The organism is Streptomyces sp. NPDC058701 (genome assembly GCF_042715295.1).
Taxonomy (GTDB): Bacteria; Actinomycetota; Actinomycetes; order Streptomycetales; family Streptomycetaceae; genus Streptomyces.
The window spans coordinates 86303-108333 of record NZ_JBHXSY010000004.1; the positions used below are offsets into that span (position 1 = coordinate 86303).

The 22031-nt window shown below is 72.7% G+C and carries 16 protein-coding genes, 2 tRNA genes and 1 pseudogene (1 of these 19 cut by a window edge); 15 read left to right on the top strand and 4 right to left on the bottom strand.

Going from position 1 to position 22031, the window contains the following annotated elements; translation table 11 throughout:
* The 9 genes and pseudogenes from ACFWW8_RS05300 to ACFWW8_RS05340 form a co-directional block, all read left to right on the top strand.
* Positions 1–55: transfer RNA gene (locus ACFWW8_RS05300), tRNA-Ala, on the top strand (it extends 118 nt beyond the left edge of the window).
* Positions 56–200: 145 nt separating this feature from the next.
* Complete coding sequence (locus ACFWW8_RS05305) at positions 201–434, top strand: hypothetical protein (RefSeq protein ID WP_267718557.1); 234 nt, start codon at positions 201–203, stop codon at positions 432–434.
* 131 nt (positions 435–565) lie between these two features.
* Positions 566–638: transfer RNA gene (locus ACFWW8_RS05310), tRNA-Ala, on the top strand.
* A 314-nt stretch (positions 639–952) separates the two neighbouring features.
* Entirely contained in the window at positions 953–3826 is a 2874-nt protein-coding gene (gene leuS / locus ACFWW8_RS05315) for a leucine--tRNA ligase (RefSeq protein ID WP_386523911.1), read from the top strand.
* Positions 3827–3945: 119 nt separating this feature from the next.
* Entirely contained in the window at positions 3946–4707 is a 762-nt protein-coding gene (locus tag ACFWW8_RS05320) for a hypothetical protein (RefSeq protein ID WP_386523914.1), read from the top strand.
* A 216-nt stretch (positions 4708–4923) separates the two neighbouring features.
* Positions 4924–5769: a DegV family protein gene (locus tag ACFWW8_RS05325; protein ID WP_386523917.1), complete on the top strand. Its 846-nt coding sequence runs from the start codon at positions 4924–4926 to the stop codon at positions 5767–5769.
* Positions 5770–6355: 586 nt separating this feature from the next.
* Positions 6356–7042: a helix-hairpin-helix domain-containing protein gene (locus ACFWW8_RS05330; RefSeq protein ID WP_386523920.1), complete on the top strand. Its 687-nt coding sequence runs from the start codon at positions 6356–6358 to the stop codon at positions 7040–7042.
* Positions 7039–9408, top strand: a pseudogene (locus ACFWW8_RS05335) (ComEC/Rec2 family competence protein); the annotation flags it as partial. The gene ACFWW8_RS05330 and the pseudogene ACFWW8_RS05335, both read left to right, overlap by 4 nt.
* A gap of 136 nt (positions 9409–9544) precedes the next feature.
* Positions 9545–10426 carry a YceI family protein gene (locus ACFWW8_RS05340; RefSeq protein ID WP_386523923.1) on the top strand — a complete coding sequence of 294 codons (882 nt, stop codon included), beginning with the start codon at positions 9545–9547 and terminating at the stop codon, positions 10424–10426.
* Between the two features lie 5 nt (positions 10427–10431).
* Here ACFWW8_RS05340 and ACFWW8_RS05345 read toward each other — a convergent pair whose 3' ends face one another.
* Positions 10432–10674: a hypothetical protein gene (locus ACFWW8_RS05345; protein WP_386523926.1), complete on the bottom strand. Its 243-nt coding sequence runs from the start codon at positions 10672–10674 to the stop codon at positions 10432–10434.
* Between the two features lie 61 nt (positions 10675–10735).
* On the opposite strand from ACFWW8_RS05345, the gene holA reads away from it, so the two are divergent.
* Positions 10736–11728, top strand: coding sequence for a DNA polymerase III subunit delta (gene holA / locus ACFWW8_RS05350; protein WP_386523929.1), 993 nt, complete (start codon positions 10736–10738; stop codon positions 11726–11728).
* Positions 11729–12134: 406 nt separating this feature from the next.
* Here the strand turns inward: holA and rpsT are convergent, their stop codons facing one another.
* A complete protein-coding gene (rpsT, locus tag ACFWW8_RS05355; protein ID WP_383915266.1) occupies positions 12135–12401 on the bottom strand; it encodes a 30S ribosomal protein S20 in 267 nt (88 codons plus the stop codon).
* A 257-nt stretch (positions 12402–12658) separates the two neighbouring features.
* Between rpsT and lepA the strand changes: the two genes are divergently transcribed.
* The 3 genes from lepA (at position 12659) to hemW (ending at position 17966) form a co-directional block, all read left to right on the top strand.
* Complete coding sequence (lepA, locus tag ACFWW8_RS05360; protein WP_386523933.1) at positions 12659–14524, top strand: translation elongation factor 4; 1866 nt, start codon at positions 12659–12661, stop codon at positions 14522–14524.
* Between the two features lie 225 nt (positions 14525–14749).
* Positions 14750–16642 carry an AMP-dependent synthetase/ligase gene (locus ACFWW8_RS05365; RefSeq protein ID WP_386523935.1) on the top strand — a complete coding sequence of 631 codons (1893 nt, stop codon included), beginning with the start codon at positions 14750–14752 and terminating at the stop codon, positions 16640–16642.
* Between the two features lie 91 nt (positions 16643–16733).
* A complete protein-coding gene (gene hemW, locus ACFWW8_RS05370; protein WP_386523938.1) occupies positions 16734–17966 on the top strand; it encodes a radical SAM family heme chaperone HemW in 1233 nt (410 codons plus the stop codon).
* A gap of 138 nt (positions 17967–18104) precedes the next feature.
* On the opposite strand, the gene ACFWW8_RS05375 is transcribed toward hemW, so the two are convergent.
* Together ACFWW8_RS05375 and ACFWW8_RS05380 are read right to left on the bottom strand one after the other, a co-directional pair.
* Complete coding sequence (locus ACFWW8_RS05375; RefSeq protein WP_386523941.1) at positions 18105–18905, bottom strand: DUF3097 domain-containing protein; 801 nt, start codon at positions 18903–18905, stop codon at positions 18105–18107.
* Positions 18906–18933: 28 nt separating this feature from the next.
* A complete protein-coding gene (locus ACFWW8_RS05380; protein WP_386523943.1) occupies positions 18934–19659 on the bottom strand; it encodes an MBL fold metallo-hydrolase in 726 nt (241 codons plus the stop codon).
* Positions 19660–19819: 160 nt separating this feature from the next.
* Here ACFWW8_RS05380 and hrcA point away from each other — a divergent pair, with 160 nt between their 5' ends.
* A complete protein-coding gene (gene hrcA / locus ACFWW8_RS05385) occupies positions 19820–20836 on the top strand; it encodes a heat-inducible transcriptional repressor HrcA (RefSeq protein ID WP_386523946.1) in 1017 nt (338 codons plus the stop codon).
* Positions 20837–21976 carry a molecular chaperone DnaJ gene (dnaJ, locus tag ACFWW8_RS05390; RefSeq protein WP_386523949.1) on the top strand — a complete coding sequence of 380 codons (1140 nt, stop codon included), beginning with the start codon at positions 20837–20839 and terminating at the stop codon, positions 21974–21976.
* Positions 21977–22031: the final 55 nt, after the last annotated feature.

Below are 22031 nucleotides of genomic sequence, written 5' to 3' on the forward strand. Positions count from 1 at the left end.
GTAGAGCGCCTGCATGGCATGCAGGAGGTCTGGAGTTCAATTCTCCATAGCTCCACAAAATCAGAATCCCGTCCCCAACTGGGGGCGGGATTCTTGCTTTTGCCCCCTTTGTGCTTGCTGGCCGGGCCTGTACCGGCATGGCAGAATCGAAGCGCCGGAGGGGGACACGACGGCCCGACGCGGGAGGGAGTCGCTGACGGATGGGTGCACACCGGCGGCGGTGCGACTGGTGCAACAACGGCACGCCGATCGTGCGGGACATGGACCCGGTCAACTCCGACTACCAGTACTGGTGCGAGGAATGCGCGCGGGCGCTGATCATAAAAGGCGATCCGATCGAGACGTACCGTGAGCTGGAAGGGGAGCCGATCTACGGCCGGCTGCTCGACGAGCACTGCACGCTCAAGCGGTTCTACCAGTTCGCCCGAGCGTGACGTAAGCAGGTCAAAACGGACATGGCCCGTGGTCGGCGGAAACCGATTTTTGGACCAGGGCCATGACCGTGTAATGTTTGAGACGTCGCCGAGGGGAACCGGCAAGGGACACCGAGCGACGAGCAGTACGAGGGGCTATAGCTCAGTTGGTAGAGCGCCTGCATGGCATGCAGGAGGTCTGGAGTTCAATTCTCCATAGCTCCACAGTGAAGAAGCGGGCCACCCGGATCGGGTGGCCCGCTTCTCGTTGTCCCGCGTCGGCTTCCGCTTCTGGTTCCGGTTCCGGTTCCGCGTCCGGCGCCGCCTCCGCCTCCACGACGCGGACGGTCCGAGCGGGCGCCGGGGGCGCTGCGGTACCCTGGCGCCATGCGTGCCGTACGCCTTCTGCTTACCGAGCCGCGCTGATCAGTGCCGACCCTCCAGCGGTCGGCATCGGCGCGGCGTCCCCTCCTGTGCGAGGGGTTTTTTCGTTTGGGCAGGCAGAGACGGCAGAGACGATCGATGGAGCTTCAGAAATCATGAGCGAGACGAACACCCCGGCCCCCGAGGCGGCCGAGGCGCACCGCTACACGGCTGCCATGGCCGCCGACATCGAGGCACGCTGGCAGGACGTCTGGGACGAGCAGGGCACCTACGAGGCGCCGAACCCGACCGGCGACCTGGCCGGTGACCCCGCGGTCGTCGCCAAGCCCAAGAAGTTCATCATGGACATGTTCCCGTACCCGTCCGGTGCGGGGCTGCACGTCGGCCACCCGCTCGGGTACATCGCCACCGACGTCTTCGCCCGCCACCAGCGGATGACCGGCCACAACGTCCTGCACACCCTGGGCTTCGACGCATTCGGCCTGCCGGCCGAGCAGTACGCCGTCCAGACCGGTACCCACCCGAGGGTCTCGACCGAGGCGAACATCGAGAACATGAAGGTCCAGCTGCGCCGGCTGGGCCTGGGCCACGACAAGCGCCGCTCGTTCGCGACGATCGACCCGGACTACTACAAGTGGACCCAGTGGATCTTCCTGCAGATCTACAACTCCTGGTACGACGCGGACGCCGGCACGGCACGGCCGATCGCCGAGCTGGTCGCCGCATTCGAGGACGGCTCCCGTGAGGTTCCGGGCGGCCGTGCGTGGGCGGAGCTGACCGCGGGCGAGCGGGCCGACGTACTGAACGGCTTCCGCCTGGCGTACGCCTCGGACGCGCCGGTGAACTGGTGCCCGGGGCTGGGCACCGTACTGGCCAACGAGGAGGTCACCGCGGACGGCCGTTCCGAGCGCGGCAACTTCCCGGTCTTCAAGGCCAAGCTGAGCCAGTGGAACATGCGTATCACCGCGTACGCCGACCGGCTGCTGGACGACCTGGACGCACTGGACTGGCCCGAGGCCATCAAGCTGCAGCAGCGGAACTGGATCGGCCGCAGCGAGGGCGCCCGCGTGGACTTCGCCGTCGGCGGCGCCGGCGCGATCACCGTCTTCACCACCCGCCAGGACACGCTGTTCGGCGCCACCTACATGGTGCTGGCGCCCGAACACGAGCTGATCTCCACCATCGTCCCGGCGGCCTGGCCCGAGGGCACGCACCCCGTGTGGACCGGCGGCCACGCCACTCCGGCCGAAGCCGTCAACGCGTACCGGAAGCAGGCCGCGTCGAAGTCGGACGTCGAGCGGCAGGCGGACGCCAAGGAGAAGACGGGCGTCTTCACCGGTGCGTACGCCACCAACCCGGTCAGCGGCGAGCAGGTCCCGGTCTTCATCGCCGACTACGTGCTGATGGGCTACGGCACCGGCGCGATCATGGCCGTCCCGGCGCACGACAGCCGCGACTTCGCCTTCGCGCGCGCCTTCGAGCTGCCGATGCGCTGCGTCGTGCAGCCGTCCGACGGCCGCGGCACCGACCCGGCCGAGTGGGACGACGCGTTCGCCTCGTACGACGCGAAGCTGGTCAACTCCGCGTGCTCCGGCCTGTCGCTGGACGGGCTGGGCGTGGTCGAGGCCAAGGCCCTGATCACCGACTGGCTGGCCGAGCGCGGCATCGGCGAGGGCACCGTCAACTTCCGCCTGCGCGACTGGCTGTTCAGCCGCCAGCGGTACTGGGGCGAGCCCTTCCCGATCGTCTACGACGAGGACGGCGTCGCGCACCCGCTGCCCGAGTCGATGCTGCCGCTGGAACTGCCGGAGGTCGAGGACTACTCGCCGCGCACCTTCGAGCCGGACGACGCGCTGTCGCAGCCCGAGACCCCGCTGTCACGCAAGGCCGACTGGGTCGAGGTCGAGCTGGACCTGGGCCGCGGCGAGGGCGTCAGGCGCTACCGGCGCGAGACCAACACCATGCCGAACTGGGCCGGCTCCTGCTGGTACGAGCTGCGCTACCTGGACCCGCACAACGCGTCCGCGCTGGTGGACCCGGAGATCGAGCAGTACTGGATGGGTCCGCGCGAGGGCCAGCCGCACGGCGGCGTCGACCTGTACGTGGGCGGCGCCGAGCACGCGGTGCTGCACCTGCTGTACGCGCGCTTCTGGTCGAAGGTGCTGTTCGATCTGGGTCACGTCTCGTCGGTGGAGCCGTTCCACAAGCTGTACAACCAGGGCATGATCCAGGCGTTCGTCTACCGCGACGAGCGCGGTTTCCCGGTCTCGGCCACCGACGTCGAGGAGCGGGACGGCCGGTTCTACTTCGAGGGCGAGCCCGTCAAGCGCGAGCTGGGCAAGATGGGCAAGTCCCTGAAGAACGCCGTCACGCCGGACGAGATCTGCGAGGAGTACGGCGCGGACACCCTGCGCCTGTACGAGATGGCGATGGGCCCGCTGGACGTCTCGCGTCCGTGGGACACCCGCGCCGTCGTCGGCCAGTACCGCCTGCTCCAGCGCCTGTGGCGCAACATCGTGGACGAGGAGACGGGCGCGGTGACCGTCGTCGACGCCGAACCCGCCGAGGACACCCTGCGCGTGCTGCACAAGGCGATCGACGGGGCCGGCGCCGACCTGGCCGCGCTGCGCTTCAACACCGCCATCGCCAAGATCACCGAGCTGAACAACGCGCTGACGAAGGCGGGCCGTCCGCTGGAGCGCACGGTCGCCGAGCAGCTGGTGCTGCTGGTCGCCCCGCTGGCCCCGCACATCGCGGAGGAGCTGTGGCACCGGCTGGGCCACAGCGACTCGGTGGTCCACCAGGACTTCCCGGTCGCGGACCCGGCGTACGTCGTCGACGAGACCGTGACCTGCGTGGTCCAGGTCAAGGGCAAGGTCAAGGCGCGTCTGGAGGTTCCGCCGGCGATCTCGGACGCGGACCTGGAGCAGCTGGCCGTCACCGACGCCGGTGTGGTCGCGGCGCTGGGCGGTGCGGAGATCCGCAAGGTGATCGTGCGCGCGCCGAAGCTGGTGAACATCGTCATCTGACGGCCGGCCCCGGTCTAGGGGTATTCCCGTACGGGCAGGTTGGGGGTTCGATTGGAACCCCTGGCCTGCCCGTGGCGTTTACCGTGGAGGAGACGGAATAGGCAGGGGAAAGGAACCTCATGGAGGCCGCGTTGATCATCTTCGCGCTGGTGGTGCTTTTCGCCTTCCTGGGCCTGGGCGCGTATGCGACGGTCAAGGTGGTGGGGGCCGCGAAGCGGGGTGTGGACCGCACGATCACGCAGGCGCGGCGGACGGTCGAGGACACGACGCTGCGGGCGAAGAGCCTCGGACAGGTCGGGGTGAGCGGCTCGCTGGCGCAGCTGCGCCTCGACCTGCGGACGTCGATGCGGACCACGCAGCAGGCGCTGTACCAGGGCGTCCAGACGGACGCCTCGCTGCGGGAGTCGATCGGCCTGTTCGAGCGGCTCAGCGCACATGGCCACGAGCTGGACGACGAGCTGAAGCGGCTGGAGCAGGAGCCGGACCGCAAGCGGATCGCCGCTCTCCTGCCTGACCTGCGGGAACGCACGTCCAAGGTCACGCAGGCGGCGGATTCGCTGCGGTGGGCTGCGCGAGACCGGGCCCGGCGGTTCGCCGAGGACGACCTGAGCGTGCTGTCGGCCCAGATCGAGATGGAGTCGGGGGCGCTGCGGGACTGGTCGCCGGAGTCGGTGGACGAGCTCGCGGCGGCGGCAGCGGCGTGGGACGCGGCGCAGGGGCCGGCGGCGCAGGGGCCGGCCGCTCAGGCTCAGGCGTCGGCTCCGGGCGGCCGGGGTGCGGCGGGCCGGGGTGCGGGAGCCGATCGGGCGGCCCTGAACGAGGCGCCTCCGGCGGCGCCCTACCCGTGGCAGAAGGCGCGGCGGCCGGAGAGCACGACCTGAGGGACGCCCGGCTGCCCGAGGTCTGTGCCCCAGGGGTGCCCGGAGAAGTGGTCCGGGGCCGGCAGAGGTGTGTCCGCAGGGGTGGGGTCGAGGGCTGGCCGAGGTGCCCGGAGGGGTGATCCGGAGAGGCTCTGGAGCGGGTCCGGGGAGCCGGTGAGGACACCGAGGGGGGTCCCAGGCTGCCGTGGAACCCGTACGGGCGGTAACCTCCGGCTCATGTCCCGCCATGTCGCCATCATCACCGATTCCACGGCCTACCTGCCCCAACCGGCCATGGCGCGGCACGGAATCACCGCCGTCCCGCTCACCGTGGTGCTCGGCGACGAGGCGCTGGAGGAGGGCACCGAGATCTCGGCGCGAAGCCTCGCCCTGGCCCTTCAGAAGCGCCGCTCGGTCACCACCTCGCGCCCCGGACCCGAGGAGTTCGTCCGGGCCTACCGGGCCGCCGCTGACGCCGGTGCTGCCGGCATCGTGAGCCTGCACCTGTCCTCCGAGTTCTCCGGCACCTACGACTCCGCGGTGGTCGCTTCCAGGACCGCGCCCGTGCCCGTCCGCGTCGTCGACACCGGCATGGTCGCGATGGCCCTCGGGTTCTGCGCCCTGGCCGCTGCCGAGGTGGCCGAGACGGGCGGTTCCCTGGACGAGGCCGTGGCCGCCGCGGAGAAGCGGGCGGCGGACATGTCCGCGTACTTCTACGTCGACACCCTCGACTACCTCCGGCGCGGCGGCCGGATCGGGGCCGCACAGGCCCTGCTCGGGTCGGCCCTGGCGGTGAAACCGCTGCTGACGCTGGACGGGGGGCGGATCGAGATGCTGGAGAAGGTGCGTACGGCCTCGAAGGCGATCGCCCGGCTCGAGGAGCTGGCCGTCGAGCGCGCCGGTTCGGCCAGCGTCGACGTGGCGGTGCACCACCTGGCCGCGCCGGAACGGGCCGAGAAGCTGGCGCAGCGGCTGCGCGAGCGCATCCCCGGGCTGGTGGAGATGCACGTCAGCGAGGTGGGTGCGGTGATCGGCGCGCACACCGGACCGGGGCTGTTGGCGGCCGTCGTCTCGCCGCGCTGAGCGATTCCCTGGGTGGCCGGTGGCCGGTGGCCGGTGGCCGGTGGTCGGCGGTCGGCGGTCGTCGAGGAGCACCCGAACGGGTGATGCGGTTATCCACAACGGTCCCTCCATCCACCGGAATTGAGGGTTCCGAACGGGGTTCGGGATCGGCTCGTACGGTCGTGTCATGACTCTGCGAACGCGAACGCGCACTCCGATTTCCTCCCGTGCCACCAGTGGCCCGGGCCGATCCCGCTCCTCTTACGGCCGGGTGCGACTCCGGGGCGGCGGGCCGCGCCGGGCGCCCGTCGAGCCGGGCGCGGTGCGGCGGCGGGCCGAAGCCCTGCTCGGCGGCAGCAGCCCGCCCGAGTGGCCCTCTGGGGGCCCGCCGGGGGCGCGGTCCGGAGTGCCGTCGGGGGAGTTGTCCCGGGCGCCTCAGACGGGGGTGGGCGGCTTGCCCGGGGTGGCTCCGGTGGCTCGGCACGGGGAGCCTCCGGGGGCGCGGCGGGAAGCGCCGTCCGGGGCGGCTGCTGGAACGTTGCCCGGAGTGCCGCCGGAGGCGGGGGAGGCGCTGGGGCTTTCGGCCGGGGAGGCGCGGAGGCTGGCCGTGCGGGAGCGGTTACCCGTGTGGCTCCAGGCCCGCTGCGGGGTGGAGCCGCGCACGGTGGGGGCCGTCGCGGTCGTGCTCCTCGTGGCGGTCGGATGCGCAGCTCAGCAGTTCTGGTCGGCCCGGCCGCAGCCGGTGACGGCTCCCGCGGTGATCGCCCCGGCTCCGGCCCCCGTGCCGGTCGCGGCGGCGGCGCCGGCGGGCGGGTCCGCCGGGGGTCCGGCCCCGCCCGGCGGCGCGCGGATCGTTGTCGACATCGGCGGCAAGGTGCGGGAGCCGGGGGTGCGGCGGCTGCCCGCCGGTTCGCGGGTGGAGGACGCGCTGGCCGCCGCCGGGGGAGTGCGGCCGGGCACGGACACCACCGGGCTCAACCGGGCCCGGGTGCTGGTGGACGGCGAGCAGGTGCTGGTCGGCGTACCGGCCCCGGCGCCGGCACCGCCGCAGTCTCCGGCGCACCCGCTGTCGCCGCCGGGCGGGGGCGTCGGTCCGGGCGCGGGCCCGCTGAGCCTCGGCACGGCCACGGTCGAGCAGCTGGACGGGCTGCCCGGGGTCGGGCCGGTGCTGGCACGGCACATCGTGGACTTCCGCACCGCTCGCGGTGGCTTCCGCTCGGTTGAGGAGCTCCGCCAGGTGAACGGCATCGGCGAGCGGCGCTTCGCCGACCTGCGCCGCCTGGTGCGGCCGTGAACCGCCCCGAGGGGACGGGTCCGGCGGATCTGCGCCTGGTCCCACCGGCCCTGGCCGCGTGGGCGGCCGCCGCGCTCGCGCTGGGCGCGCCCGGCGCGTGGACGGCCGCCGGGGTGGGACTGGGCGCCGTCGGTGCCGGGCTGCTGGTGCCGGCCGCCTGCCGGCTTCCGGGAGGGCGGTGGCGGATCGCCGCCGCCGCGGGCGCCGCCCTGCTGTGCGCGGCGGCCGGGGCCGGGGTGGCGGGGCTGGAGCGGGCCGGGGCCCGGGCCGGGCCGGTGGCGGGGCTGGCCCGGGAGCACGCGCGGGTCCTCGCCGAGTTCACCGTCGGCTCCGACCCCCGGGTGCCCCGCGGGGGCAACGGGCCGCCGTTGGTGGTCCTGGACGCGGTGGTGACCCGCGTGACCGGGCCCGACGGGGCGCGCACTCGGGTCGAGACCCCGGTGCGGGTACTCGCCGGGCACCCGGCGTGGGCCCGGCTGCTGCCTTCCACGCGGGTGGAGGTGGTCGCCCGGCTGGCTCCGGCCCGGGAGGGGGAGCGGGCGGTGGCGCTGCTGCGGCCGGGCGGGGACACCCCGCCCGCGGTGACCGGCGGCCCGAGCGCCGCCCAGCGCGTGGCGGGCCGGCTGAGGGCCGGGCTGCGCGAGGCCACCGAAGGCCTCGCGCCGGACGCGCGGGCGCTCCTGCCGGGCCTGGTCGTCGGCGACACCTCCCGGGTGCCGCCCGACCTGGACGAGGCGTTCCGGGCCACCGACCTGCTGCACCTCCTGGCCGTCTCGGGGTCCAACCTGACCGTGGTGCTGTTCCTGCTCATCGGGCCGCCCGCCCGCGCGCAGCGGGCCGAGCGGCGCGGGCTTGCCCCCCTCCTCGGGCTCTCGCTGCGGGCGACCGCCCTGTGCGGGGGCGCCCTGACCCTGGCGTTCGTGGTGGTCTGCCGGCCGGAGCCGAGCGTGCTGCGGGCCGCGGCCTGCGGGGCGCTCACCCTGGCCGCCCTCGCCACAGGGAGGCGCCGCTCCCTGATCCCCGCCCTGGCCGCCGCCGTGCTGCTGCTCGTGCTGTACGAGCCGTGGCTGGCCCGCAGCGCGGGCTTCCTGCTCTCCGTCCTGGCCACCGGGGCCCTGCTGGCCCTCGCCCCCCGGTGGAGCGCGGCCCTGCGCGGGCGCGGGATGCGGCCGCGGCTCGCCGAGGCGGTGGGGGCCGCGGCGGCCGCCCAGGCGGTGTGCGCCCCCGTGGTCGCGGTGCTCGCGGCCCGGGTCAGCCTGGTGGCGGTGCCGTGCAACCTGCTGGCCGAGCTCGCGGCGGGCCCGGCCACCGTGCTCGGATTCGCGGCGCTCGCCGCGGCCCCGGTGTCGATGCCCGCCGCGGAGGTGCTCGCCCGGTGCGCCGGCGTGCCGGCCGGGTGGATCGCCGCCGTGGCCCGGGCCGGGGCCCGGCTGCCGGGGGCCGAACTGCCCTGGCCGGGCGGGGTCGGCGGGGGCCTGCTGCTGGCCGCCGCGACGCTGGCCTTCGCGGGCCTCTGCGCCCGGTTCGGCCGACGGCGGTGGGTCTGCGCCGCCTTGGCCGTGCTGCTGCTCCTCGCCGTCCTGCGGCCGCCCCAGCTGGTCCGTACGCTCGCGCACTGGCCTCCGCCCGACTGGAGGCACGTCCAGTGCGCCGTGGGCCAGGGGGACGCCGGCGTCCTCGCACTCGGTCCCGGCACGGCCGTGGTGATCGACGCCGGCCCGGAGCCCGGCCCCGTGGACGCGTGCCTGCGGACCCTGGGCGTGCGCCGCGTGCCGCTGCTCGTGCTGACGCACTTTCACGCGGACCACGTGGGAGGCCTGCACGGCGTGCTGCGAGGACGGTCCGTGGGTGTGATTCAGGCCACCACACTGGAAGAGCCGCCGGGGCAGGCCCAGTTCGTCCGCCGGGCCGCGGCCGCCGCGGGAGTACCCGTCGTACCGGCGGCGGCGGGGGAGCGGCGCAGGGCCGGACCGCTGGAGTGGGAGGTGCTGTGGCCGCCCGCCGGACCGCCGCCCGGCGGACCCAACGACGCGAGCATCGCCCTGCTCGTACGCGGTGCGGGGCTCACCCTGCTCCTGCTGGGAGACCTCGAACCACCAGCCCAGCAGGCCCTCTTGAGCCACCATCCGGAACTGGGACCGGTGGACGTCCTCAAAGTCGCCCACCACGGCTCGGCGCACCAGGACCGCGAACTGCTCGCCCGCGTCCGACCGCGGTTCGCCATCGTCCCGGTCGGTGCGGAGAACCGCTACGGGCACCCCGCACCAGGTACGCTCACGCGACTGCGGGCGATGGGGACGACCGTGCTGCGCACCGACACCGACGGCTCGATCGCCGTGGCCGGGGCCGGACCGGGGATGCGGGCGTTTCCGGCCAACCGGCGCCGGAGCCGGCACGGGCATACCGGGCGCGACCCTGCCGTTTGCCCCGAACCCGACAGCATGATCGAATTCCTTTTCGCCAGAGCGGCACAAGTCCACACAGCACGGGGGTGCACAGACCATGTTCGGGCGACGACGGGGGATGGAGACGGCCGGGAGTTCCGGCCCGCACGCATCCGCCACACTGACGCTCCCGCCGACGGCGCGTCTGCTCAGCTGCCGGGTCCTCGACACGGTCCACCAGCCGGTCCGGCTGGCGGCGTTCGAGGTGACCGACCCGATCGGCCGCCGGATCGTCAGCGGGGAGACCGACCCGTACGGCGGGTTCACGGCGGCCGTGCCGGAGGGGGAGTACCGGCTCTCGGTGACCGCCGAGGGGTACGCACCGTTCCACGGGGCGACGATCGTGGGGGATCCGGCGCAGCCCGGCACCGCGGAGATCATCCTGGACGCGGTGGAGCCGCCGCTGCTGCCGCAGCCCGGCCACTGGGAACTCGACCCGACGCATTCGTCGATCGGCTTCTCGGCCCGCCACATAGGGTTCGCGCGCATCCGCGGCCGGTTCAACACCTTCGCCGGCGCGGTGCGGATCGCGGAACGCATGGAGGACTCCTCCATGCACGTGATCATCGACGCGGCGAGCATCGACACGGGACTGCGGATGCGGGACGACCACCTGCGGTCCGCGGACTTCCTGGACGCGGTCCGGCACCCCACGGTGGAGTTCTACAGCGAGCGGTTCATCCACCGCAGCGGCAGCCGCTGGGCCGTCGCGGGCGCCCTGACCCTGCACGGGGTCAGCCGCTCCGTGACCCTGGACACCCGGTATCTGGGCCTGGGCACGGGCTTGGAGGGCGAGCCCAGGGCGGCCTGCCGGGCCACGGCCGAACTGCACCGCGAGGACTTCACCCTGAACTGGCAGTCGGTGCTGGCGCACGGGATCGCGGCCATCGGGTCGGGCGTCGACGTGACGCTGGACGTCCAGATCGTCCACAAGGCCTGACGGGGTCAGGGAGCTTCCAGCCAGCCCTCGTAGGCGTCGGCGAGCGAGTCGAGCGCGGCCGGGTCCAGTTGTTCCCGCGGGTCCTCGACGACCACCAGCCACTGGGCGTCCTCGGCGTCGTCCTCGCCGGCCAGGGCGTCGCGGACCAGCTGCGGCTCCTCCGGCAGGCCGAAGAGGTCCGCGGCCTCCCGCGCCACTTCCTCGGCGGCGTCGCGGTCGGGCAGGACGAGTACATGTCGCACGTTCACGCGACCATTCTGGGGCACGCGGCGCGGCGGGCTGTCAGTGCGTCGTGGGATGCTGGAGCCGATGGCCACCAGGAAGAACTCCACCGACGATCCGCTCGCCCCGCTCATCCTCGCGGTGGGGCAGGAGGACCTGCTGCTCGACCGCGCCGTGCGGGAGGTCGTGACGGCCGCCCGCGCCGCCGACGCCGATACGGACGTGCGCGACCTCGCCCCGGAACAGCTCCAGCCCGGCACGCTGGCCGAGCTGACGAGCCCGTCGCTCTTCTCCGAGCGCAAGGTGCTGATCGTGCGCAACGCGCAGGACCTGTCGGCGGACACGGTCAAGGAGGTCAAGGCGTACCTCGCCGCGCCCTTCGAGGAGATCAGCGTCGTGCTCCTCCACGCGGGCGGCGTCAAGGGCAAGGGGCTGCTCGACGCGGCCCGGAAGGCCGGGGCCCGCGAGGTCGCCTGCCCGAAGATGACCAAGGCGGCGGACCGACTGGCCTTCGTACGGGGCGAGTTCCGCACCCTGGGCAGGTCGGCGACACCCGAGGCGTGCCAGACCCTGGTGGACGCGATCGGCAGCGACCTGCGGGAGCTGGCGAGCGCGGCGGCGCAGTTGTGCGCGGACGTCGAGGGCACCATCGACGAGGCCGTGGTCGGCCGGTACTACACGGGCCGGGCGGAGGCCTCCAGCTTCACGGTGGCCGACCGGGCCGTCGAGGGGCGCGCGGCGGAGGCACTCGAAGCGCTGCGCTGGTCCCTCTCCACCGGGGTGGCCCCGGTGTTGATCACCAGCGCCCTGGCTCAGGCGGTACGGGCGATCGGCAAGCTGGCCTCCGCCCCGCGCGGTGCCCGTCCGGGCGACCTCGCCCGGGACCTGGGCATGCCACCGTGGAAGATCGACCGGGTCCGCCAGCAGATGCGGGGCTGGTCGGCCGACGGCGTCGCCGACGCGCTGCGCGCCGTGGCCGCCGCCGACGCGGGCGTCAAGGGCGGCGGCGACGACCCCGAATACGCGCTGGAGAAGGCCGTGGTGGCCGTCGCCCACGCCGCCCGCCCGCCCCGCCGCTAGGGCCTCAGTTCCGGATCGCGCCGGGCCCGTGCCGTACCCGGCCCGGCCGTACCCGGCTCGTGCGCGTACCGGCGCAGCCGCTCGAACCGGCTGCACGCGCCCGAGCGCGGGCGGACCGGTGGCTTCCCGTGGTGCACGGCACCGGACGGCGCGGGGCCGTGGGCCGGCGGGGTCCGGCAGCCGCGGGATCCGTCCGGATCAGGACGCAAAGAAGCCCCCCAGTGGGGACCAGGGGGCTTCCACGCTGGTCAGCGTGGCGTACCAGCCAGCGTGCCGTGTCTGGAAAGTCACGAGGTGTGCCGCACTTGCCGCGGCTCGCGCGAGCAGGCCGCGTGCGGCGCGGTGTGCCGGTCTGGAGCGGAAGAGAGGGCCCGCTGAGTCCCTACCGGCGATTCACATCGAGAGCTCAGCCCTGCAGGGCGGCAACCTTGGTGGCCAGCGCCGACTTCTTGTTGGCGGCGGCGTTCTTGTGGATGACGCCCTTCGAGACAGCCTTGTCGAGCGCACGCGCGGCAGCGCGAGAAGCCACGGTGGCCTTCTCGGCGTCACCGGCGACGACGGCCTCGCGGGCCTTGCGGATCGCGGTCTTGAGCGAAGACTTGACGGCCTTGTTGCGCAGGCGCGCCTTCTCGTTCGTCTTGTTCCGCTTGATCTGGGACTTGATGTTCGCCACGAATAGAGCCTTTTCAGGTTCAGAGTTTTGTGCTTCGGATTGCGTCCCGCAGCTGAGAGGGCATACGAGACACAGCCACCCAGGCTACCAGGCACTCTGCGGGTGGCCCAAACCGAGCGCACTGCCCCGTCCATGGGACCATGGGAGTCTGCGTACAGGTCCGAGATCCCGCCGTCGAGAGCGACGGGAGCCGGATCCGCGCTCCGACCGACGCTCCGCAAACGCTTCCGACTGCGACCCGAGAATCAGGACACTGCGTGCCCGCGATCCCCAGCCACGTGCCCGAGCCGAGCCGTACCGACCCGGCGCTGATCCGCAACTTCTGCATCATCGCGCACATCGACCACGGCAAGTCGACCCTTGCCGACCGGATGCTCCAGCTCACCGGTGTGGTCGACCAGCGGCAGATGCGCGCCCAGTACCTCGACCGCATGGACATCGAGCGTGAGCGCGGCATCACGATCAAGTCCCAGGCGGTCCGGCTGCCCTGGGCGCCGAACACGGGTGAGGACGTGGGCAGGACCCACGTCCTCAACATGATCGACACCCCCGGGCACGTCGACTTCACCTACGAGGTCTCCCGCTCCCTCGCCGCGTGCGAGGGCACCGTCCTGCTCGTGGACGCGGCCCAGGGCATCGAGGCCCAGACCCTCGCCAACCTGTACCTGGCGATGGAGAAGGACCTCGCGATCGTCCCGGTCCTGAACAAGATCGACCTGCCGGCCGCCCAGCCGGAGAAGTTCGCCGAGGAGCTCGCGAACCTGGTCGGCTGCCAGCCGGAGGACGTCCTGCGCGTCTCGGCCAAGACCGGCCTCGGCGTGGACGTGCTGCTGGACAAGATCGTCGCCACGGTCCCGGCCCCCGTCGGCCCCAAGGACGCCCCGGCCCGCGCCATGATCTTCGACTCGGTCTACGACTCGTACCGCGGCGTCGTGACCTACGTCCGTGTCGTCGACGGCCAGCTCAACAAGCGCGAGCGCATCCGGATGATGTCGACCGGCGCCACCCACGAGCTGCTGGAGATCGGCGTCTCCTCGCCGGAGATGACCCCGGCCGACGGCATCGGCGTCGGCGAGGTGGGCTACATCATCACCGGCGTGAAGGACGTCCGTCAGTCCAAGGTCGGTGACACCATCACCAGCCTGCACAATGGCGCGACCGAGGCCCTCGGCGGCTACAAGGACCCGCGCCCGATGGTGTTCTCCGGCCTGTACCCGCTCGACGGCTCGGACTACCCGGACCTGCGCGAGGCCCTGGACAAGCTGCAGCTCAACGACGCCGCGCTGGTCTACGAGCCGGAGACCTCGGCGGCGCTCGGCTTCGGCTTCCGCGTCGGCTTCCTCGGCCTGCTCCACCTGGACGTGGTGCGCGAGCGCCTGGAGCGCGAGTTCGGCCTCGACCTGATCGCCACCGCGCCGAACGTGGTCTACCGCGTCGTCATGGAGGACGGCAAGGAAGTCTCCGTCACCAACCCGAGCGAGTTCCCCGAGGGCAAGATCTCGGACGTGTTCGAGCCGGTCGTCCGGGCCACCCTGCTCGCGCCCTCCGAGTTCATCGGCGCGATCATGGAGCTCTGCCAGCAGCGCCGCGGCACCCTCCTCGGGATGGACTACCTCTCCGAGGACCGCGTCGAGATCCGCTACACGCTCCCGCTCGCGGAGATCGTCTTCGACTTCTTCGACCAGCTGAAGTCCAAGACGCGCGGCTACGCCTCCCTGGACTACGAGCCCACCGGCGAGCAGTCCGGCAGCCTGGTCAAGGTCGACATCCTGCTGCACGGCGACAAGGTCGACGCCTTCTCCGCCGTCTGCCACAAGGACGCCGCCTACGCCTACGGCGTGCGCCTGGTCGCCAAGCTGCGCGAGCTCATCCCGCGGCAGGCCTTCGAGATCCCGATCCAGGCGGCCGTCGGCTCCCGCGTCATCGCCCGCGAGACCATCCGCGCCATTCGCAAGGACGTCCTCGCCAAGTGCTACGGCGGTGACATCTCCCGTAAGCGGAAGCTGCTGGAGAAGCAGAAGGAGGGCAAGAAGCGGATGAAGATGGTCGGCTCCGTGGAGGTCCCGCAGGAGGCCTTCATCGCCGTCCTCTCCAGCGACGAATCCGGCGGCAAGAAGAAGTAGCGACCGCTGTGGAACGAGGCCCTCACGCTCCGGCGCGAGGGCCTCTTTCGTTATGAACCGGCCGCTTGCGGGCTCTTACGCACCAGCCGGACGGCCTCTAGTCTGATCACTGCTCGACGGTTACTCGCCAGTCACTAACCGGCACGTCTCAAACCCGCCAGTCCCAAGCGCCCCCCAAGCGCCCCACGCCCACGCACTGCCGCGTGGACCGGTCCGGAGGATGTCGTGAGCGACACACAGACCATGATCGAGAACCGCCCGCCCACCGTGGCGGCCCTCTTCCTTGACCGCGTTGCCGCCACCCCGGACGCGGAGGCGTACCGGTTCCCGGTCCCCGCGGCCGGCGGCCCGGGCGCCCCCGACGAGTGGAAGTCGCTCAGCTGGGGCCAGGCGGCCGAGCGGGTCTTCTCCATCGCCGCCGGCCTGATCACCCTGGGCCTCGAAGCGGAAGACCGGGTCGCCCTCGCGTCCAACACCCGGGTCGAGTGGATCCTCGCCGACCTCGGGGTGATGTGCGCGGGCGCCGCGACCACCACCGTCTACCCGAGCACCAACGCGGAGGAGTCGGCGTACATCCTCGCCGACTCGTCCAGCCGGGTGCTGATCGCCGAGGACGCCGCGCAGCTGGCCAAGGCCCGCCTGCACCGCGCGGACCTGCCCGGGCTGGCGCACGTCGTCGTGCTGGAGGCCGCCGACGCGGTTCCCGCCGACGGGGACCCGGACGGCTGGGTGATCTCCCTCGCCGACCTGGAGAAGCGCGGCGCGGCGCACCTCGCCGAGAACCCGGGCGCGGTGAAGGAACGGATCTCGGCGATCACCGCCGACCAGCTCGCCACCCTCATCTACACGTCCGGGACCACCGGCCGCCCCAAGGGCGTACGGCTGCCGCACGACAACTGGTCGTACATGGCCAAGGCGACGGTGGCCACCGGCCTGATCACCAAGGACGACGTCCAGTACCTGTGGCTGCCGCTGGCCCACGTCTTCGGCAAGGTCCTGACCTCCGGCCAGATCGAGGTCGGTCACGTCACCGCCGTCGACGGCCGCATCGACAAGATCATCGAGAACCTGCCGATCGTGCAGCCGACCTACATGGCGGCCGTCCCGCGCATCTTCGAGAAGGTCTACAACGGGGTCGCCGCCAAGGCGCGGGCCGGCGGCGGGGCCAAGTACAAGATCTTCCAGTGGGCGGTCGGCGTCGCCCGCGAGTACGCGAAGGTCACGCAGGACAACTTCCGGCGCACGGGCAACGCCACGGCGCCCTTCGGCCTCACCACGAAGCACAAGATCGCCGACGCGCTCGTCTACTCCAAGCTCCGCGAGGCCTTCGGCGGCAACCTGCGCGCCGCCGTCTCCGGGTCCGCGGCCCTGGCGCCCGACATCGGCTACTTCTTCGCCGGCGCCGGCATCCACATCCTGGAGGGCTACGGCCTCACGGAGTCCAGCGCCGCCTCCTTCGTCAACCCGGGCGAGGCCTACCGCACCGGCACCGTCGGCAAGCCGCTCCCCGGCACCGAGGTCCGCATCGCCGACGACGGCGAGATCCTGCTGCGCGGCCCCGGCATCATGGAGGGCTACCACGGGCTCCCGGAGAAGACCGCCGAGGTGCTGGAGGCGGACGGCTGGCTGCACACCGGGGACATCGGCGAGCTGTCGGCCGACGGCTACCTGCGGATCACCGACCGCAAGAAGGACCTGATCAAGACCTCGGGCGGCAAGTACGTCTCCCCGGCCGAGGTCGAGGGCCAGTTCAAGGCGATCTGCCCGTACGTGTCGAGCATCGTGGTGCACGGCGCGGACCGGAACTTCTGCTCGGCGCTGATCGCCCTCGACGGACCCGCCATCCTGGGCTGGGCCGCCGAGAACGGGCTGGAGGGCAAGACGTACGCGCAGGTCGTGGCCGCCCCGGAGACGACGCGGCTGATCGAGACGTACGTGCAGACCCTCAACGAGGGCCTCCAGCGCTGGCAGACGGTGAAGAAGTTCCGGCTGCTGCCCCGGGACCTCGACGTGGAGCACGGCGACCTCACTCCGAGCCTGAAGCTGAAGCGGCCCGTGGTCGAGCGTGAGTTCAAGCACCTGATCGAGGAGATGTACGCGGGCTCCCGCGAGGCGTAGCGCCCCTGCGGGCTCGGCGGGGAGGGCCGGCGGCCCCTCCCGCCGAGCCCGCCGTTCCCGGGCGGTGCGGCGGGTGCGGGACAATGGGCGCATGCCTTCCGCACTGCCCGACGGTGAACCCATGCCCGAAGACGGCTCGCTCCCGTCGCACGCCCTGGCGGGCGCCGGCGAGCGGCCGCTCGGCTTCTACCTGCACGTCCCGTACTGCGCCACGCGCTGCGGGTACTGCGACTTCAACACCTACACGGCCACGGAGCTGCGGGGCACCGGCGGCGTGCTCGCCTCCCGGGAGAACTACGCCGACACCCTGATCGACGAGGTCCGCCTCGCCCGCAAGGTGCTCGGAGACGACCCCCGCGCCGTGCGCACCGTCTTCGTCGGCGGCGGCACCCCCACGCTGCTCCCGGCCCGCGACCTCGTACGGATGCTCGCGGCGATCCGGGACGAGTTCGGCCTGGCCGAGGACGCCGAGGTCACCACCGAGGCCAATCCGGACTCCGTGGACCCGCAATACCTGGCCGAACTGCGCGCCGGCGGCTTCAACCGGGTCTCCTTCGGCATGCAGAGCGCCCGGCAGCACGTCCTGAAGGTCCTCGACCGCACCCACACCCCCGGGCGGCCCGAGGCGTGCGTCGCGGAGGCACGCGCGGCGGGCTTCGAGCACGTCAACCTCGACCTGATCTACGGCACGCCGGGGGAGTCCGACGAGGACTGGCGGGCGACCCTGGCCGCCGCGCTCGGCGCCGGACCGGACCACGTCAGCGCGTACGCCCTCATCGTCGAGGAGGGGACGCAGCTCGCCCGCCGCATCCGCCGCGGCGAGGTGCCGATGACGGACGACGACGTGCACGCCGACCGCTACCTGATCGCCGACGAGGTCATGGCACAGGCCGGGTACCACTGGTACGAGGTGTCGAACTGGGCCACCACCGAGGCCGGCCGCTGCCTGCACAACGAGCTGTACTGGCGCGGCGCCGACTGGTGGGGCGCGGGCCCCGGCGCGCACTCGCACGTCGGCGGCGTCCGCTGGTGGAACGTGAAGCACCCCGGCGCCTACGCCGCCGCCCTGGCCGGGGGCAGGTCCCCGGGCGCCGGGCGCGAGCTGCTGTCGCCGGAGGACCGGCGGGTCGAGCGGATCCTGCTGGAGCTGCGACTGCTGGACGGCTGCCCGCTGACGCTGCTGGCCCCGGCGGGCCTCAGGGCGTCCGCGAAGGCCCTCGCGGACGGACTCCTGGAGTCCGGCCCGTACGCGGCCGGGCGGGCCGTGCTGACCCTGCGCGGGCGCCTGCTGGCCGACGCGGTGGTCCGGGACCTGGTGGACTGACACCCACCGCCGCACGGGCGCCGTGCGACGCGCGGCGACGAACCGGCCGCGAGGGGTCTCGGGGCGGCGCCCCGACCGCGACGCGCGGACGGACCGGCCGCGACGGGTTTCAGGGCGGCGGGACTCTGCCCACGGGCCTCAGGGCGCCGTGACGAAGTCGATGAGCTCCTCGACACGGCCCAGCAGCGTCGGCTCCAGGTCCTTGTACGAGGTCACCCGCGACAGGATGTGCTGCCAGGCGGCCCCCGTGTTCTCCGGCCAGCCCAGGGCCCGGCACACGCCCGTCTTCCAGTCCTGGCCGCGCGGCACCACCGGCCACGCGGGGATGCCCAGCGCGGACGGCTTCACCGCCTGCCAGACGTCCACGTACGGGTGGCCCGCGATCAGCACGTGCGGGGAGTCCACCGAAGCCGCGATCCGGGACTCCTTCGAACCCGGCACCAGGTGGTCCACGAGGACGCCGAGCCGGGCGTCCGGACCCGGCCCGAACTCCGCCACGACGGCCGTGAGGTCGTCGATCCCCTCCAGGTACTCCACCACCACGCCCTCGATCCGCAGGTCGTCGCCCCAGACCCGCTCCACCAGCTCGGCGTCGTGCCGGCCCTCGACGTAGATCCGCCCGGCCCGCGCCACCCGCGCCCGTGCCCCCGGGACGGCGATCGACCCCGAGGCCGTGCGGGACGGCGCCACCGGGCCCCGGGGCGGACGGACCAGGGTCACCACCGCGCCGTCCAGCAGGAACGCGGCGGGCTCCATCGGGAACACCCGCCGCTTGCCGAACCGGTCCTCCAGGGTCACCGTGCCCGCCTCGCAGCCCACCACCGCGCCGCAGAAGTCCGTACCGGCGACCTCGACCACCAGATCGGGCTCCGCCGCCACCTCGGGCACGGCCCTGGGGCGCTTCCACTGCGGGGTCAGGTCGGGGGAGTACTCGCGCATCCGGCCGACACTAGGAGAGGCGCGGCGATCACGCCTCCGACACGCCGAAACGCGCGGCCAGTGTGGCGCGTTGCGCACGGACGAAGGCCGCGTCGACCACCGCTCCGTGACCCGGCACGTACAGGGCGTCGTCGCCGCCCAGGGCCAGCAGCCGGTCCAGGGCGTCCGGCCAGCGCGCCGGCAGCGCGTCGTCGCCCGCCTGCGGCTCGCCGGACTCCTCGACCAGGTCCCCGCAGAAGACCGTCTCCCGCTCGCCGGGGACGAACACCGCCAGGTCGTGCCCCGTGTGCCCCGGCCCCACGTTGGCCAGCAGCACCCGCACCCCGCCCAGCTCCAGCGTCCACTCGCCCGACACCGGGTGCCGGGGGAGCACCAGCAGCTCGACGGCCTCAGCCGCCTCCCTGCCGGACAGCCCGTGCCGCACGGCGGACGCCCGCAGCGACTCCCGCCCTGTGTCCAGGACGGAGTCCAGCCCGACCGCGGCGTACACCTCGGCCCCGGAGAAGGCGGCCGCGCCCAGCACGTGATCGAAATGCCCGTGGGTGAATGCGATATGGGTCACGCGGCGACCCGTCAGCCGCTCGGCCCCGGCGCGGATCTCCGCGCCCTCGCGCAGGCACGAACCGGGGTCCACGAGGAGCACCGCATCGTCCCCCACCACCAGTCCCACGGTGCAGTCCCACACCGGAAGGCGCCGCCGCCCGGCCCGTCCGGTCAGCCCTTCCCAGCCCGCCTCTTCCCATCGCACGTCCATGCCGCGACGCTACCCTGACGGGCCGCCCTTGCCAGGGTCTGACCACCCGGCCGTACACTGAGCGGGGGATCTCTGGCACTCGGACGACCAGAGTGCCAACGGAGAGCCAACGAAACGCCGGCGGAAACACGGCGCCGGACCACAGCTGGAGGTGTGCGCGATGCTCAGTGAACGCAGGCTCGAAGTGCTGCGCGCCATCGTCCAGGACTATGTCGGGACCGAGGAGCCGGTCGGCTCCAAGGCGCTGACCGAGCGGCACCGGCTCGGCGTCTCGCCGGCCACCGTGCGCAACGACATGGCCGTGCTGGAGGACGAGGGCTACATCGCCCAGCCGCACACCAGCGCCGGACGCATCCCCACCGACAAGGGCTACCGCCTCTTCGTCGACAGGCTGGCGGGGGTCAAACCCCTGTCGACGCCCGAGCGCCGGGCCATCCAGAACTTCCTCGACGGCGCGGTGGACCTCGACGACGTCGTCGGGCGCACGGTGCGGCTGCTCGCGCAGCTCACCCGGCAGGTCGCCGTCGTCCAGTACCCCTCGCTGACGCGCTCCACCGTGCGCCACGTCGAGCTGCTGTCGCTGGCCCCGGCCCGGCTGATGCTCGTACTGATCACGGACACCGGGCGCGTCGAGCAGCGGCTCATCGACTGCCAGACCCCCTTCGGGGAGGCCTCGCTCGCGGACCTGCGGGCCCGGCTCAACAGCCGGGTCGTCGGCCGCCGCTTCACCGATGTGCCCCCACTCGTCCAGGACCTCCCCGAGTCCTTCGAGGCCGACGACCGAGCCACGGTGTCCACCGTGCTCGCGACGCTCCTCGAAACCCTGGTCGAGGAAGCCGAAGAACGGCTGATGATCGGCGGAACCGCCAATCTCACCCGCTTCGGACACGATTTTCCCCTGACGATCAGGCCGGTGCTCGAAGCGCTGGAGGAGCAGGTCGTGCTCCTCAAGCTGCTGGGCGAGGCCAGTGAGTCGGGAATGGCCGTACGGATCGGGCATGAGAACGCCTACGAGGGACTGAACTCCACGTCGGTCGTCTCGGTCGGTTACGGTTCGGGCGGCGAAGCAGTCGCCAAACTCGGCGTGGTCGGACCGACCCGCATGGACTACCCCGGAACGATGGGAGCGGTACGCGCAGTGGCACGTTACGTCGGACAGATCCTGGCGGAGTCGTAAGTGGCCACGGACTATTACGCCGTTCTCGGCGTGCGCCGCGACGCTTCCCAGGACGAGATCAAGAAGGCATTCCGGCGGCTTGCGCGCGAGCTGCACCCGGATGTGAACCCCGATCCCAAGACGCAAGAGCGTTTCAAGGAGATCAACGCGGCGTACGAGGTGCTCTCGGACCCGCAGAAGAAGCAGGTCTTCGACCTCGGCGGCGACCCGCTGTCCTCCTCGGGCGGCGGCGGGGGCGCGGGCGGATTCGGCGCGGGCGGCTTCGGCAACTTCTCCGACATCATGGACGCCTTCTTCGGACAGGCCTCGCAGCGCGGACCGCGCTCGCGGACCCGCCGCGGCCAGGACGCCATGATCCGCCTGGACCTGGAACTGGACGAGGCGGCCTTCGGGACCACCAAGGACATCCAGGTCGACACGGCCGTGGTGTGCACCACCTGCTCCGGCGAGGGCGCCGCCCCCGGCACCTCGGCGCAGACGTGTGACATGTGCCGCGGCCGCGGTGAGGTCTCGCAGGTCACCCGGTCCTTCCTGGGCCAGGTCATGACCTCGCGCCCCTGCCCGCAGTGCCAGGGCTTCGGCACCGTCGTCCCGACCCCGTGCCCCGAGTGCGCGGGCGACGGCCGGGTCCGGTCCCGCCGCAGCCTCACGGTCAAGATCCCGGCGGGCGTCGAGAACGGCACCCGGATCCAGCTGTCGGGCGAGGGCGAGGTCGGCCCCGGCGGCGGCCCCGCCGGCGACCTGTACGTGGAGATCCACGAACTGCCGCACCAGACCTTCCAGCGCCGCGGGGACGACCTGCACTGCACGGTCACCATCCCGATGACGGCGGCCTCCCTGGGCACCAAGTGCCCGCTGGAGACGCTGGACGGCCTGGAGGAGATCGACATCCGGCCCGGCACCCAGTCCGGGCAGGCGATCCCGCTGCACGGGCGCGGCGTCACGCACCTGCGCGGCGGCGGGCGCGGCGACCTCATCGTGCACGTCGAGGTCACCACCCCGAACAAGCTGGACGCCCAGCAGGAGGAGCTGCTGCGCCAGCTCGCGAAGCTGCGCGGCGAGGAGCGGCCCACGGGCCAGTTCGCGCCGGGCCAGCAGGGCCTGTTCAGCCGCCTGAAGGACGCCTTCAACGGCCGCTGAGCGGCCGGCGGGCACGCGTACGGGCCCGGTCGGGGGAGACCCCCGGCCGGGCCCG

Coding starts and splice junctions, on each gene's coding strand:
- ACFWW8_RS05325 (WP_386523917.1), top strand. CDS start 4,924: ATGTCCCGCCATGTCGCCATCATCACCGATTCCACGGCCTACCTGCCC.
- ACFWW8_RS05375 (WP_386523941.1), bottom strand. CDS start 18,905: ATGCGCGAGTACTCCCCCGACCTGACCCCGCAGTGGAAGCGCCCCAGG.
- ACFWW8_RS05340 (WP_386523923.1), top strand. CDS start 9,545: ATGTTCGGGCGACGACGGGGGATGGAGACGGCCGGGAGTTCCGGCCCG.
- hrcA (WP_386523946.1), top strand. CDS start 19,820: ATGCTCAGTGAACGCAGGCTCGAAGTGCTGCGCGCCATCGTCCAGGAC.
- leuS (WP_386523911.1), top strand. CDS start 953: ATGAGCGAGACGAACACCCCGGCCCCCGAGGCGGCCGAGGCGCACCGC.
- ACFWW8_RS05380 (WP_386523943.1), bottom strand. CDS start 19,659: ATGGACGTGCGATGGGAAGAGGCGGGCTGGGAAGGGCTGACCGGACGG.
- ACFWW8_RS05320 (WP_386523914.1), top strand. CDS start 3,946: ATGGAGGCCGCGTTGATCATCTTCGCGCTGGTGGTGCTTTTCGCCTTC.
- holA (WP_386523929.1), top strand. CDS start 10,736: ATGGCCACCAGGAAGAACTCCACCGACGATCCGCTCGCCCCGCTCATC.
- ACFWW8_RS05305 (WP_267718557.1), top strand. CDS start 201: ATGGGTGCACACCGGCGGCGGTGCGACTGGTGCAACAACGGCACGCCG.
- hemW (WP_386523938.1), top strand. CDS start 16,734: ATGCCTTCCGCACTGCCCGACGGTGAACCCATGCCCGAAGACGGCTCG.